The sequence below is a fragment of the Mycobacterium ostraviense genome (genome assembly GCF_002705925.1).
Classification (GTDB): Bacteria; Actinomycetota; Actinomycetes; order Mycobacteriales; family Mycobacteriaceae; genus Mycobacterium; species Mycobacterium ostraviense.
The window spans coordinates 265352-278281 of the sequence record NZ_NKRE01000001.1; the positions used below are offsets into that span (position 1 = coordinate 265352).

Genomic DNA, 12930 nt, shown 5'->3' on the forward strand with positions numbered 1-12930 from the left:
CGGCAGAAGCTCCAGAGTGGTCGCCGGTGACGAAGGCGGTGCTGCCGAGCCCGCCGAAGCCCCCGGTGGCATTGCTGTAGTCGCCCAACACGGTTGCCGTACACAGCGTGCCGTTGCAGTGGCAAAGGAACCCCAGCCCGGGGTGAGCATGGTGGTGTTGGCGGTGGCGTTGCTGTTGGCGCCGACGGCAAACGCGACACCCCCGAAACCGGAGGTGGCGTGCGCCGTGCCCGACTGGAATAGCGTCGTCCCGAACATCGACAAGGCGATGTCCGGACCCGCCGGGGCGGACGCACTGACCTGGCCGGGCAGGCTTTGCGGCATCCGCTGGAACGGGGTCAGCCGCGCGGCCACCGCCGAGGCGCAGCCGTGATAGCCGGCCATCGCGGCCACTCCCGCCTGCGCCGCCGCCGCGGTCAGCCACCCCATGTAGGGTGCGGCCGCGGCTGCCATCGCCGCCGACGCCGGCCCCTGCCAGGCGGCGCCCGCCAGCTCCGAGGTCACCGACGAAAACGAGGTTGCCGCGGCCTGCAACTCGGCGGCCAGCCCATCCCAGGCCGCCGCCGCCGACAGCATCGGACCCGGGCCTGCACCGACGAACATCCGCGCCGAATTGACCTCCGGCGGCAATACCGAAAAATTCATCACAGCCGTCCCTTCTTAGGTGGCCTGCCGGGCTGGCCCCCCAAATCCACGGTGACGGCCGTGGCGCTCCCAGTTGACGCGAGCAGTTCGGTACCAGAACTTCATGACAATCACGGCACCAAATCCTGGTAGTCAGCAAACTGGTGCAGGTCTTTTCGGAAACGTTTTCCGACCGCGCTTCCCGCCCCGTCGGCCCGCAAACCGCGAGCCGATCCAGCGCCGCCACCTCGAACCCCGCGACCACCCGGCTACCGCCGGCCCTGCCGACAAATCTCTTCGACCACCTGCCGGTCGAGATCCTCGCCGAGCAGAGTCGGCCGGTCGGCGTAGCCTGACGGCCATGAAAACTGGTGACACCGTAGTCGACTTCGAGCTTCCCGACCAGACCGGCTCGCCTCGCAAGCTCAGTACGCTGCTATCCGACGGACCGGTGGTGCTGTTCTTCTACCCGGCGGCCATGACGCCGGGCTGCACCAAGGAAGCCTGCCACTTCCGCGACTTGGCGGCAGAATTCGCCGCCGTCGGCGCCACCCGGGTCGGCATCAGCGCCGATCCCGTCCACAAGCAGGCCAAGTTCGCCGACATGCAGCACTTCGACTACCCGCTGCTGTCCGACACCGACGGCACCGTCGCCACCCAATTCGGCGTCAAGCGAGGCCTGCTGGGCAAGTTGCTTCCGGTCAAGCGGACCACCTTCGTCATCGACACCGACCGCCGGGTGCTCGAGGTGATCTCCAGCGAATTCAGCATGGACACTCACGCCGACAAGGCACTGCAGACGCTGCGCGCGCGGTCTTGACGCCGCGTCACGGGACGATCGAAAGAAAGAGATACGCGGCCAGCAACACCAAATGCACCTCGCCTTCCAGCCGGGTGGCCCGGCCCGGCACCACCGTCAGCATGCTGACCGCGACGGTCAGTATCAGCAGCACCAACTGGGTCGGACCGAGACCAAGTAACAGCGGGCCACTCAGCCAGAGCGAGGCCAGGGCGATCGTCGGGATTGTCAGCCCGATGCTGGCCATCGCGGAGCCGTACGCCAGGTTCAAGCTGATCTGCAGGCGACCCTGCCTGGCCGCGCGCGCTGCCGCCAGCGTCTCTGGGAGCAGCACCAACATGGCGATCACCACGCCGACGAACGACGGCGGAAACCCGACCGCCGCGACGCCGCGCTCGATGATCGGCGATTCCACCTTGGCCAGGCCCACCACCGTCACCAGCGCGACCAGCAGCAGCCCGAGGCTGCGCAGCGCCACACGGGTACTCGGAGGGTCCGCATGGCGATCGTCATCGACGGCGCCTTTTTGGGCCACCGGCAAAAAGAAATCTCGATGCCGGACCGTTTGAGTGAACACGAAAAGTAGGTACAAGCCCAACGAGGCGACCGCGGCGAACGCGAGCTGGCTGGGGGAAAACTGCGGCCCCGGTTTGCTGGTGGTAAACGTCGGCAGTACCAGGCTCAACGTTGCCAACGTGGTGACCATCGCCAGGGCGGAGCCGCTGCCCTGGTCGTTGAACAGGGTCACACCGTAGCGGCGGGAACCAAGCAGCAGCGCCAACCCGGCGATCCCGTTGGTCGTGATCATGACCGCGGCGAACACGGTGTCGCGGGCAAGCGTGGCCGTCTCGTGTCCCCCGCCAGCCATCAGCGTGACGATGAGAGCCACCTCGATCACGGTCACCGCGATGGCCAACACCAGTGACCCGAACGGCTCGCCGACCCGGTGCGCGACCACCTCGGCGTGATGGACCGCGGCCAGGACCGCACCGGCGAGCAGCACCGCCACGAGCAGGCCCGTCACGGGCCCGATTTTCTGGCCCCACGTCAATGCCAGCGCGATGAACGCAAGCACCGGCGCCACCACGCTCCAGGGCATCCGTTTGACCATCAACCGCCATTGTTGCCGATGCCCTCAGCCGGCCGATCATCCCCTAAGCCGGTTGGCGGGACCCGAAGTGGGTGCCTGTCATTTCGGGACGGTATTCGCGGCGGACCGAAAGAGGTCGCCGAGCGCCGGATTGCGGGCCCGACGCAGCGGTGTTAGCACCGCGGTCGTCCGCAAGCGCGCGGTGGGCCATGGCGCCGCGTCAGTAGCATGCTCACATGCCGACCAGCGACGGCCAGAGTGACGGCCTCAGTGAAGGCGAGTTGTTCGCCGGATACACCATCGTGCGCCGGCTCGGCACGGGTGGGATGGGCGAGGTTTACCTGGCGCAGCATCCGCGGTTGCCGCGGCGCGATGCCCTCAAGATTCTGCCCCGCGAACTGACCGGCGACCTCGAGTTTCGTCAGCGCTTCAACCGCGAGGCCGATCTGGCCGCGAGCTTGTACAACGAACACATCGTCGGCATTCACGATCGCGGCGAATTTCACGGACAACTGTGGATCTCGATGGACTACGTCGAGGGCACCGATGCCGCCCAACTGCTGCGCAGCCGGTACCCCTCCGGGATGCCGCACGGGGACGTCGTCAAGATCATCTCGGCCGTTGCCGACGCGCTCGATTACGCCCATTCGCGTGGTCTGCTGCATCGTGACGTCAAACCCGCCAACATTCTGCTGGGCGAAGCCACGCCCCAACGGCGGATTCTGCTGGCCGACTTCGGGATCGCCCGCCGGCTGGGCGAATTCAGCGGGCTGACCGCGACGAACATGCTGATGGGAACCATCGCATATTGCGCCCCCGAGCAACTGCGGGGTGCAGATCTGGACGGACGGGCCGACCAGTACGCACTCGGGTGCACCGCGTTTCACCTGCTGGCAGGCTCGGCTCCGTTCCAGCACTCGAATCCGGCGGTGGTCATCAGCCAGCACCTGTCGTCGCCACCGCCGTCGATCAGTACCCGGCGTCCCGAACTGGCCCACCTCGATGGCGTCATTGCCAAAGTGCTGGCCAAGGACCCCGCCGAGCGTTACCCGACGTGCACGGATTTCGCTGCCGCACTCGCCGGCCGGCCCGGCGCCGGCCCGGCAACCGTGACGAGTCCCGCGGCGGCGACGGACTTACCGACGCAGGTCAGCACCTCCCCGGCGGCATCGCCCGAGGCGGGCCGTAACCGGGTCAAGCCGGCCACATTGATTGCGGCCCTGGTCGCCCTGGTGCTGGTAGTGGTCGCGGTGGTCCTCGGGGTCCGATTGCTCCGCGGCCCCTCCGCCCAGCCGGGCAGCGGCACCCAGTCCGCGTCGGCGACACCAGGCGGCAGGGCTACGCCTTCGCCGACACCGGCGCTGCGGTTGTCCAACTACCTCACCGATGAATCGAACGTGTTGACTCCGGCCGAGTACGCCGTCGTCGACCGGGCGCTGGTGAAGCTCTACAACGTGCGCGGCATCCGGCTCTGGGTCGTCTACGTCAAGGACTTCGGCGGCCTCAAACCGGCCAGGTGGGCCGAAAACACCATGCGCGCCAACGGCTTCGCCGACACCGACGCCATGCTCGCGGTTGCCACCGACGGGCCGGCCTTCTCCTTCCGGGTGCCGGCGGCCGTCACTACCGGGCGAGTCATCGACGTCGAGGTCATCCGCCGCGAACGTATCCAGCCGGCGGTGTTCCGGCGCGAGTGGATGCGAGCGGCGCTGGACGCCGCCAACGGCCTGGACGTGGCCGCCCGCTAGCTCTCGGGTTCCAGCAGCACGACCGCGTCAAAGCAGGTGTGATCGCCGGTGTGGCAGGCTCCGCCGACCTGGTCGACCGTCAACAGCACGGCGTCCCCGTCACAGTCCAGGTGCACGGAATGGACGCGCTGGGTGTGCCCCGAGGTCGCGCCCTTGACCCATTGTTCGCCGCGGGACCGCGAATAGTAGGTAGCCTCACGGGTTTCCAGGGTGCGCGCCAAAGCGTCGTCGTCCATCCAGGCGACCATCAGCACATCGCCACTGCCGCGCTCCTGCACGACCGCGGTGAACAAGCCGTCGGCGTTGCGCTTGAGGCGCGCGGCGATCGCGGGGTCGAGGCTCATCGCACGGTAATCCCTGCCGCGGCCATGGCGGCCTTCACCTGCCCGATCGTCAATTCCCGGAAATGAAAGACGCTGGCGGCCAATACCGCATCGGCTCCGGCGGCGACCGCGGGGGCAAAGTGCTCCACCGCGCCGGCACCCCCGCTGGCGATGACCGGCACGGTGACCGCGGCCCGAACCGCCCGCAACATCGCGAGGTCGAATCCGGCTTTGGTGCCGTCGGCGTCCATCGAGTTCAGCAGGATCTCCCCCACGCCCAGGTCGGCGCCGCGCGCCGCCCACTCCACGGCGTCGATGCCAGTGCCACGGCGACCGCCATGGGTGGTGACCTCCCAGCCCGACGGTGTCGGCGGCGAGCCAACCGGTACGGTGCGCGCGTCGACCGACAAGACGATGCACTGGGAACCGAATTGCCTTGCCATATCACCCAGCAGATCGGGGCGGGCAATCGCGGCGGTGTTGACCGAGACCTTGTCGGCCCCCGCGCGCAGCAACGCGTCGACGTCGGCCACGGTACGCACCCCGCCGCCGACGGTGAGCGGAATGAACACCTGCTCGGCGGTGTGGCGCACCACCTCCAACATGGTGGCCCGGCCCGACGACGACGCGGTCACGTCGAGGAAGGTCAGCTCGTCGGCGCCTTCGGCGTCATAGGCGGCGGCGAGTTCCACCGGATCACCGGCGTCGCGCAGATTTTCGAAGTTGACTCCCTTGACTACCCGCCCGGCGTCCACGTCCAGGCACGGGATCACCCGCACCGCAAGGCCGGTCTGCGTGTACATGTCAGTAGTCCTCCGGTTCCCCGGTGCCGCGCACCATCTCGAGAATCTCGTCATAGACGCCGGGCGCCGCGGCCAGCACCGAACGCGCTGCCGGGGTCCAGGGTTCGCCGGCCAGGTTGGTGACGACGCCGCCGGCGGCCCGAACCTGCGCCACGCCCGCCGCATGATCCCACACATGACCGCCGAAAGTTATTGCACCACCGAGGATTCCGTCGGCAACATAAACCAGGTCGATACCGGTCGACCCGTGCATGCGCAACCGCGACGAGACGCGGCTCAGGTTCTCCAGGACCGCCAGCCGATAACGCCCGGGGAATTCCCCCCGGGAATCCGCACTGAACGTGCCGACGCCGATGAGGCTGTCGGCCAGCCTGGCGGGCGCCAGTGGCGGCTGTGGGACACCGTTTTTCAGCAACGGGCCGCCGGTGACCGCGGTATAGCGCTCGCCGATGAACGGCAGCCAGGTCAGGCCGGCCACCGGATCACCATGGTGCAGCAGACCCAACAAGATCGCCGCCATCGGCGACCCGGCGGCGTAGTTGAACGTGCCGTCCACCGGATCCAGTACCCACACCCACGGCGAATCGACGGGCGTGCCGCCAAATTCCTCGCCGTGCACACCGATCCCGGTAGCCTCAACCAGCGCGTCAACCACTTGCCGTTCGATCGCCAGGTCGACCTCGGTGGCGAAATCGTTGCCTTTCTTGCGCACCGCCGAATCGGCGCGGTGCCCGTCCAGAAACCGCGGCACCGCGGCGTCCAGGATCGCCGATGCCTGCTCGACCAACGGTTTCAGCTGCGCAGCCAGATCCATGGCAGGCCTATTCCCGTACCGCGGCCAACGCCTGCGGCAAAGTGAACCGCCCGGCGTAGAGAGCCTTACCGACGATGGCGCCCTCGACACCGTCGCCGGTAAGCGTGGCGATGGCCCGCAAATCGTCCAGGCTGGATACCCCGCCCGAGGCGATCACCGGCGCCTCGGTGCGGTCGGCGACCTGCTGCAGTAGCACGAGGTTCGGACCGCGCAGGGTGCCGTCCTTGCTGACATCGGTGACGACGAACCGCGAACACCCTTGCCTATCAAGGCGTTCCAGTACTTCCCAGAGGTCTCCGCCGTCTGTCTCCCAGCCGCGTCCGCGCAACCGGTGCCGCCCGTCGACGATGTGGACGTCCAACCCAACGGCGACCTTGTCGCCATGCTCGGCGATCACCCGGGCGCACCATTGCGGGTTTTCCAGCGCGGCCGTGCCCAGGTTCACGCGGGCGCATCCGGTCGCCAGCGCAGCGGCCAACGAAGCGTCGTCGCGGATACCGCCGGACAACTCGACCCGAACGTCGAGCTTGCCGACCACGTCGGCGAGCAGTTCGCGGTTGGAGCCGCGCCCGAATGCGGCGTCGAGGTCGACCAGGTGAATCCACTCGGCGCCGTCGCGCTGCCAGCCCAGCGCGGCGTCCAGGGCCGAGCCGTACTCGGTTTCACTGCCGGCCTTGCCTTGCACCAGGCGCACGGCACGACCGTCGACCACGTCGACGGCGGGCAACAGAATCAGCGGCATTTTCACAGTTCCCCAACCCAGTTGCTCAGTACGGCCGCACCGGCGTCCCCGCTTTTTTCCGGGTGAAACTGGGTGGCGGCCAGCGGTCCGTCTTCTACGGCGGCCAGGAACGGCACCTGGTGGGTGGCCCAGGTCAGCAGCGCCCCCGGGTGCCCCTCCCAGCGCTGGGCGGCATAGGAGTGCACGAAATAGAACCGGGCGTCTGCGTCCAAGCCGTGGAACAACGTGCTGCCCGCGGCGGCGTTCACCACATTCCACCCCATGTGCGGAATCACCGGGGCGTCCAGCCGGGTGACGGCGCCGGGCCATTGCCCGCAACCTCGGGTCTCCACTCCGAATTCGACGCCGCGCGCGAACATGATCTGCATGCCGACACAGACGCCGAGCACCGGATGCCCCGCCGCGACCCGCTCGGCGATGATCCGCTCTCCCCCGATCTTGCGCAGGCCCGTCATGCACGCTTCAAAAGCTCCGACGCCGGGCACCAGCAGCCCGTCGGCAGCCGCGGCCGCCTTAGCGTCCGCGGTCACTTCCACCGACGCGCCGACCCGCTGCAACGCGCGTTGAGCCGACCGTAGGTTGCCCGAGCCATAGTCCAGGACAACGACCGATTTGCCTGTCACAGAACACCTTTGGTGGACGGCACACCTGAAACCCGGGGATCGGGTTCGACGGCCTGACGCAGGGCCCGCGCGACCGCCTTGTACTGGGCTTCGGTGATGTGGTGTGGATCGCGACCGTACAGGACGCGCACATGCAGGGCGATGCGAGCGTTCATCGCCAGCGACTCGAACACATGCCGGTTGATCACGGTGTGATAGGGCACCGAGCTGCCGGCGATCGTGGTGTGCTGCAAATGATCCGGCTCCCCGGTGTGCACGCAGTAGGGCCGGCCGGACACATCGACAGCGGCATGGGCCAGCGTCTCGTCCATCGGGACGAAGGCGTCTCCGAAGCGGCGGATGCCCTTCTTGTCGCCCAGGGCCTGGCCGAGTGCCTGGCCCAGGGCGATCGCGGTGTCCTCGATGGTGTGGTGCGCCTCGATGTGGACGTCGCCGGTGGTACGCACGGTCAGGTCGAAGCTGGCGTGACTGCCCAGCGCCGTCAGCATGTGGTCGTAGAACGGCACACCGGTGTCGACGTCGACCTGCCCGGTGCCGTCGAGATCCAGCTCGACGACGATGTCGGATTCGCGCGTGCGGCGTTCGACGCGGGCGCGACGGGTTGCGTTGCTTGTTGAGGGGGCGGTCATGGCGCTCCTACGGGGCTGGTGGCCGGAACCAGTTCGGTGGCAGCGATTCGGGCGCTCGCCCGCAGGAACGCGTCGTTCTCGTCGGCCAGGCCGATGGTGGCGCGCAGGTACCCGGGAATACCGACATCGCGAATCAGCACCCCGGCGTCCAGGTAACACTGCCAGGCGCCCGGTGCGTCGGCGAATTTACCGAACAGCACGAAGTTGGCATCACTGGGGACTACGTGAAAATCCATGGCGGCCAATGCGGTTGACACCCGTTCGCGTTCGGCGATCAGCGCGGCGACGCTGCCCAGGGTGTCGTCGGCGTGCCGCAGCGCGGCACGGGCCGCCGCCTGAGTGACCGCGGACAGGTGATAGGGCAGCCGCACCAGCAGCATCGCGTCTACCAAAGCCGGCGTGGCAATCAAGTACCCGAGCCGGCCGCCGGCGAACGCGAACGCCTTGCTCATGGTGCGGCTGACGACCAGCTTGGTCGGATACTCGGCCACCAACCCCACCGCGCTGGGCTGCGACGAGAATTCGCCGTAGGCCTCGTCGACGATCAAGATCCCGGGCACCACGTCGAGCAGCCTGCGCAGATCGGGCAGCGAAACACTTTGTCCGGTCGGGTTATTGGGGCTGGTGATAAAGACCACATGCGGCCTTCGCCGGGCGACGGCGGCCACGGCGGCGTCGATGTCCAGGCTGAAGTCATCGGCCCGCACCGCCTCGATCCACTCGGTGTGAGTACCGCCGGCGATGATCGGGTGCATCGAATAGGACGGGACGAAACCGATCGCGCTGCGCCCCGGCCCACCGAACGCCTGCAGCAGCTGCTGCAGGATTTCATTGGATCCGTTCGCGGCCCAGACATTTTCGACGCCGAGCTGGACGCCGGTTTGCGCGGTCAGGTACGCAGCCAGGTCACCACGCAACGCCACCGCGTCCCGGTCGGGGTAGCGGTGCAAGTCGACGGCGGCTGCCCGCACCGACCGCACCACGTCGTCGACCAGCGCCTGGCTGGGCGGATGCGGGTTCTCGTTGGTGTTCAGCCGTACCGGGACCGCCAATTGCGGTGCGCCGTAAGGTATTTTACTGCGCAAGTCGTCGCGCAACGGCAAATCGTCAAGCGTGGGCCCGGCTTCCGATGCGCCCGTCACCGCTCGAACCTCCGCCGTACCGCCTCACCGTGGGCCGGCAGGTCTTCGGCCTTGGCCAGGGTGATGACGTGCCCGGAGACGTCTTTCAGCGCCGCCTCCGTGTAGTCGACGACATGGATGCCGCGCAGGAAGGTCTGCACCGAGAGCCCACTGGAATGCCGGGCGCAGCCGGCCGTCGGCAACACGTGATTGGACCCGGCGCAATAGTCGCCCAGACTGACCGGCGCCCAGGGCCCGACGAAAATAGCTCCGGCCGAACGTATTCGGTCGGCGACTTGGGCCGCATCGGCGGTCTGGATCTCCAGATGCTCGGCGGCATAGGCGTTGACGACCCTGACGCCCGCATCGAGATCATCGACCAGGATGATCGCCGATTGGCGGCCACGCAACGCGGCCGTCACGCGTCCGCGGTGCACCGTGGTCTGCAATTGGGCGGCTACTTCGCTGTCGGTGGCGTCGGCCAAGTCCGCACTCGGGGTGACGAGCACGCTGGCTGCCATCTCGTCGTGTTCGGCCTGGCTGATCAGATCGGCGGCGACGTGCGCCGGATCGGCCGTGTAGTCGGCGAGGATGGCGATCTCGGTCGGCCCCGCTTCGGCGTCGATGCCAACCTGGGAGCGGCACAGCCGCTTTGCGGCCGTGACGTAGATATTGCCGGGCCCGGTGATCATGTCGACGGGCGTCAACTCGGCGCCGTCGGTGTCGGTGCCGCCGTAGGCCAACAACGCCACCGCCTGGGCTCCGCCCACGGCCCAGACCTCGTCGACCCCCAACAGCCGGGCCGCGGCCAGGATGGTCGGATGCGGCAGTCCGCCGAAGCTGGTCTGCGGTGGACTGGCCACCACCAGCGAGTCAACACCGGCGACCTGCGCGGGCACCACGTTCATCACCACGCTCGACGGGTACACCGCGTTGCCCCCGGGCACGTACAAGCCCACCCGCTGAACCGGAACCCACCGCTCGGTGACCGTCGCACCGGGGCCCAGCGTCGTGGTGACATCGCTGCGCCGCTGGTCGGCATGCACCGCGCGGGTCCGCTCGATCATCACCTGCAGTGCTTCCCGTACCTCGGGTGCAAGTTCAGCCAGCGCGGAGTCCAACGCGATATCCGGCACCCGCACCGCCGCGGGGCGTACCCCGTCGAACGACTCGCCGAAGTCCAATGCGGCCTCGGCACCGCGCTCGGCCACTGCTTGCACAATCGGCCGGACCTTGGGCAGCACGGTCGCTACGTCGGCGCCGCCACGCGGCAGCGCCGCCCGCAACCGCGCGGCCGTCAGCTCCGTTCCCCGCAGATCGATACGGGCCAGCAGCGCGGGCGGTGTAGTCACGACGACCATTGTCCCAGAGCAGCTCAAGTCGATTTCCGGCCGGTACAGTGCGGTAGAGCGGCCCCACTGTCCGCGTTTCGCGAAAGGCAGCCAACATGTCGGCAAAGGACCACCCGAACAACGCCCCGGGCGTCCCCATGGTGTTCCCGCCCTGGTTCGAGAATTTCCAGATCAAATACATCAATCCCGCGCTCAAACCGGTCGCCCGTTACCTGCCCGGCGCGGCCACCATCAGCCATCGCGGTCGCAAATCCGGCAAGCCGTACCGGACGATCGTGACCGCCTACCGGAAGGGAAACGTGCTGGCGATCGCACTGGGCCACGGCAAGACCGACTGGGTGAAAAATGTGCTGGCCGCCGGCGAGGCCGACGTGCTGTTCACCCGACGTCAGGTGCACATCACCAACCCACGGATTCTGCCCGCCGGTTCTGACGGCGCGGGGTTGCCGTTTATGGCACGCATGCAGGCGAGCCGGATGGGGATATTCGTCGCCGACATCGCCTGAGCTCGGCCGAGTGTGCACTCCGGGGTTGCGGATGCGACCGGCGTCCGGCCCGACGGTCACGCACGATGCTCTCGGCCCACAGCCGGGGCAAGCCGCGATCAAGGCCTGGCGAACACGGTCTTTCCGGTCATCACCGGCCAGGCCGACGGCGCGTCGTCCCAGGCCACGACGCGATCGACCGCGGGCGACAGGTCGCAGCCACCGGCGATCACGCCCAGGATTTCCGGGATGACGGCACGCGCATTGACGCGTCCGGTCACAAACCTCACGCCGCGGGTGTACATCGACAGCAACGGCATCTCGACCATGGGTTGGTAGTAGATCCCGGTATCGGTACACACGCCGTCCGGCCACGTTGCCCGCAGCATGGCGGCCAGCAGCGACGGGTCGGCCGAGGTGTGCACCGTGACGGGATACGGGTCCCACTCCTTGGCCGGCTTCGGCCGGTCATGCACGGTTGCCCCGAGTTTTTCGGCGACCGCGAGGCGCTGCGCGTCGGTATCGACGTAGTCGACGTGGGCTCCCAGCGCCGCCGCGAATGCCGCCGCGTACAGCCCGATCGACAACCGCCCCACGACCAAGACTCGGCGGTCGGCGGGCTCGAGCCCGGACAAGTCGTCCTTGAAGGGCCCCACGGTGCGCCAGGCGTCGGGAATGTTGTCCGAAAGCGACGCAATGGCGATCAGGTCGCTGGGGTTGATGCGGGCAGGAACCGCAATCAGCATCGCGTCGGCGTAGGGCACCGATACCAGGTCGGCCATGAATCCACCGCCATCCAGACCGGCGAGCGGACCCATGCCGTACATCGCCATCAGCGGCACCGAGTTGCACGAGCCCGTCGTGCCGCGACGACATTCACGGCACTTGCCGCAGCTGATCTGGAAGGGCACCACCACCCGATCGCCCACCTGGATGGTGCTGACGCCGTCACCGACCGCCACGACTTCGGCCACCCCCTCGTGACCAACCGGATACCCGGGCGGCAGCGGTAACCGGCCATCGACAACTGCGACATCGAGGTCACAGCAGGCCACGACTAGCGGCCTCACCAGCGCTTGGTCCGGGGTGGTGAGCACTGGGTCCGGCGCCTCGCGCCATCCGTATCGCCCGGTCTCCTCGAAAACCAACTGTCTCATTCCGCTATTCTTGAATGATCACTCAAAAACTGTCAAGTATTTTCTACCCATGCCCAGACCAGACCACAGCCATGCCGCGTTGATCGGTACAGCCGCCACCCTGTTTCGTCGTCAGGGGTACGCAGCGACCGGGCTGAAGCAGATCCTCGACGAAGCGGGCGTCAAAGCCGGGTCGCTCTACCACCACTTCCCCGACGGCAAGCAACAATTGGCCGCTGCGGTCGTCGGCACGGCCGGGGCCGCCATCGAGCAACTTCTGCGCAGCTTCCTGGCCACCGACCGCCCGGTGGCCGACGTCGTCGACCAATGGGTCGACCTGTTGGTCGCCGGACTGGCCGGCGACCATCGCGACGGCTGCCCGATCGAGCCGATCGCCACCGAGGCCGTGCACGCCAGCCCACTGGTACGCGAAGCCTCCGCACACGCATTCAAAGGATGGTGTGCGACGATCGCGGAGCGACTTTGCGCCGACGGTTGGGTCGCCACCGATGCGGATTCGGTTGCGCTCGCAGTGGTTTCGTTGATCGAGGGAGCCTTGATCCTGTCCCGCGTCACCGGTGATGCGGCCGCGCTACAAGCCGTCAAGCCGGCAGCGCGCACCCTCCTGTCCGGCTAGCTTG

General features: G+C 67.8%; 14 protein-coding genes and 1 pseudogene. 4 read left to right on the forward strand and 11 right to left on the reverse strand.

What is annotated here, in order from left to right:
• Window positions 1-384 precede the first annotated feature (384 nt).
• Window positions 385-645, reverse strand: a pseudogene (locus tag CDN38_RS30220) (PPE domain-containing protein); the annotation flags it as partial.
• Between the two features lie 340 nt (window positions 646-985).
• Between CDN38_RS30220 and CDN38_RS01070 the strand changes: the two are divergent.
• A complete protein-coding gene (locus CDN38_RS01070) occupies window positions 986-1444 on the forward strand; it encodes a peroxiredoxin (RefSeq protein ID WP_075511338.1) in 459 nt (152 codons plus the stop codon).
• A gap of 7 nt (window positions 1445-1451) precedes the next feature.
• Here the strand turns inward: CDN38_RS01070 and CDN38_RS01075 are convergent, their stop codons facing one another.
• Window positions 1452-2534, reverse strand: a complete 1083-nt coding sequence (locus tag CDN38_RS01075; protein ID WP_075511337.1) for a calcium:cation antiporter — start codon at window positions 2532-2534, stop codon at window positions 1452-1454.
• A gap of 215 nt (window positions 2535-2749) precedes the next feature.
• Here CDN38_RS01075 and CDN38_RS01080 point away from each other — a divergent pair, with 215 nt between their 5' ends.
• Window positions 2750-4261 carry a serine/threonine-protein kinase gene (locus CDN38_RS01080; RefSeq protein ID WP_075511336.1) on the forward strand — a complete coding sequence of 504 codons (1512 nt, stop codon included), beginning with the start codon at window positions 2750-2752 and terminating at the stop codon, window positions 4259-4261.
• Here CDN38_RS01080 and hisI read toward each other — a convergent pair.
• Genes hisI through hisD form a run of 8 tightly spaced genes read right to left on the reverse strand, consistent with a single transcriptional unit; the run spans window position 4258 to window position 10650 of the window.
• Window positions 4258-4605 (reverse strand): phosphoribosyl-AMP cyclohydrolase, encoded by a 348-nt coding sequence (gene hisI / locus CDN38_RS01085; protein ID WP_075511335.1) that lies wholly within the window; start codon window positions 4603-4605, stop codon window positions 4258-4260. The genes CDN38_RS01080 and hisI overlap by 4 nt on opposite strands.
• Window positions 4602-5387, reverse strand: a complete 786-nt coding sequence (gene hisF, locus CDN38_RS01090; RefSeq protein ID WP_075511334.1) for an imidazole glycerol phosphate synthase subunit HisF — start codon at window positions 5385-5387, stop codon at window positions 4602-4604. Before hisF ends, hisI begins: the two co-directional genes overlap by 4 nt.
• Before the next feature lies 1 nt (window position 5388).
• Window positions 5389-6201, reverse strand: a complete 813-nt coding sequence (locus tag CDN38_RS01095; RefSeq protein WP_075511333.1) for an inositol monophosphatase family protein — start codon at window positions 6199-6201, stop codon at window positions 5389-5391.
• Window positions 6202-6208: 7 nt separating this feature from the next.
• On the reverse strand, window positions 6209-6943 hold the full coding sequence (priA, locus tag CDN38_RS01100; RefSeq protein WP_075511332.1) for a bifunctional 1-(5-phosphoribosyl)-5-((5-phosphoribosylamino)methylideneamino)imidazole-4-carboxamide isomerase/phosphoribosylanthranilate isomerase PriA: 735 nt from the start codon (window positions 6941-6943) through the stop codon (window positions 6209-6211).
• 2 nt (window positions 6944-6945) lie between these two features.
• A complete protein-coding gene (gene hisH, locus CDN38_RS01105; RefSeq protein WP_075511331.1) occupies window positions 6946-7566 on the reverse strand; it encodes an imidazole glycerol phosphate synthase subunit HisH in 621 nt (206 codons plus the stop codon).
• Entirely contained in the window at window positions 7563-8195 is a 633-nt protein-coding gene (hisB, locus tag CDN38_RS01110; RefSeq protein WP_075511330.1) for an imidazoleglycerol-phosphate dehydratase HisB, read from the reverse strand. Before hisB ends, hisH begins: the two co-directional genes overlap by 4 nt.
• A complete protein-coding gene (locus CDN38_RS01115; RefSeq protein ID WP_075511329.1) occupies window positions 8192-9337 on the reverse strand; it encodes a histidinol-phosphate transaminase in 1146 nt (381 codons plus the stop codon). The genes hisB and CDN38_RS01115 overlap by 4 nt, the downstream gene beginning before the upstream one ends.
• On the reverse strand, window positions 9334-10650 hold the full coding sequence (hisD, locus tag CDN38_RS01120; RefSeq protein ID WP_099319307.1) for a histidinol dehydrogenase: 1317 nt from the start codon (window positions 10648-10650) through the stop codon (window positions 9334-9336). The genes CDN38_RS01115 and hisD overlap by 4 nt, the downstream gene beginning before the upstream one ends.
• Before the next feature lie 113 nt (window positions 10651-10763).
• Here hisD and CDN38_RS01125 point away from each other — a divergent pair, with 113 nt between their 5' ends.
• The gene (locus CDN38_RS01125) at window positions 10764-11174 is read left to right on the forward strand and encodes a nitroreductase family deazaflavin-dependent oxidoreductase (RefSeq protein ID WP_075511327.1); all 411 of its coding nucleotides are present in this window, start codon (window positions 10764-10766) and stop codon (window positions 11172-11174) included.
• Between the two features lie 98 nt (window positions 11175-11272).
• Here the strand turns inward: CDN38_RS01125 and CDN38_RS01130 are convergent, their stop codons facing one another.
• Window positions 11273-12310 carry an alcohol dehydrogenase catalytic domain-containing protein gene (locus tag CDN38_RS01130; RefSeq protein ID WP_099318744.1) on the reverse strand — a complete coding sequence of 346 codons (1038 nt, stop codon included), beginning with the start codon at window positions 12308-12310 and terminating at the stop codon, window positions 11273-11275.
• Window positions 12311-12359: 49 nt separating this feature from the next.
• On the opposite strand from CDN38_RS01130, the gene CDN38_RS01135 reads away from it, so the two are divergent.
• The gene (locus tag CDN38_RS01135) at window positions 12360-12926 is read left to right on the forward strand and encodes a TetR/AcrR family transcriptional regulator (protein ID WP_075511325.1); all 567 of its coding nucleotides are present in this window, start codon (window positions 12360-12362) and stop codon (window positions 12924-12926) included.
• Window positions 12927-12930 lie beyond the last annotated feature (4 nt).

Coding starts and splice junctions, on each gene's coding strand:
- CDN38_RS01070 (WP_075511338.1), top strand. CDS start 986: ATGAAAACTGGTGACACCGTAGTCGACTTCGAGCTTCCCGACCAGACC.
- CDN38_RS01075 (WP_075511337.1), bottom strand. CDS start 2,534: ATGGTCAAACGGATGCCCTGGAGCGTGGTGGCGCCGGTGCTTGCGTTC.
- CDN38_RS01080 (WP_075511336.1), top strand. CDS start 2,750: ATGCCGACCAGCGACGGCCAGAGTGACGGCCTCAGTGAAGGCGAGTTG.
- hisI (WP_075511335.1), bottom strand. CDS start 4,605: ATGAGCCTCGACCCCGCGATCGCCGCGCGCCTCAAGCGCAACGCCGAC.
- hisF (WP_075511334.1), bottom strand. CDS start 5,387: ATGTACACGCAGACCGGCCTTGCGGTGCGGGTGATCCCGTGCCTGGAC.
- CDN38_RS01095 (WP_075511333.1), bottom strand. CDS start 6,201: ATGGATCTGGCTGCGCAGCTGAAACCGTTGGTCGAGCAGGCATCGGCG.
- priA (WP_075511332.1), bottom strand. CDS start 6,943: ATGCCGCTGATTCTGTTGCCCGCCGTCGACGTGGTCGACGGTCGTGCC.
- hisB (WP_075511330.1), bottom strand. CDS start 8,195: ATGACCGCCCCCTCAACAAGCAACGCAACCCGTCGCGCCCGCGTCGAA.
- CDN38_RS01125 (WP_075511327.1), top strand. CDS start 10,764: ATGTCGGCAAAGGACCACCCGAACAACGCCCCGGGCGTCCCCATGGTG.
- CDN38_RS01130 (WP_099318744.1), bottom strand. CDS start 12,310: ATGAGACAGTTGGTTTTCGAGGAGACCGGGCGATACGGATGGCGCGAG.
- CDN38_RS01135 (WP_075511325.1), top strand. CDS start 12,360: ATGCCCAGACCAGACCACAGCCATGCCGCGTTGATCGGTACAGCCGCC.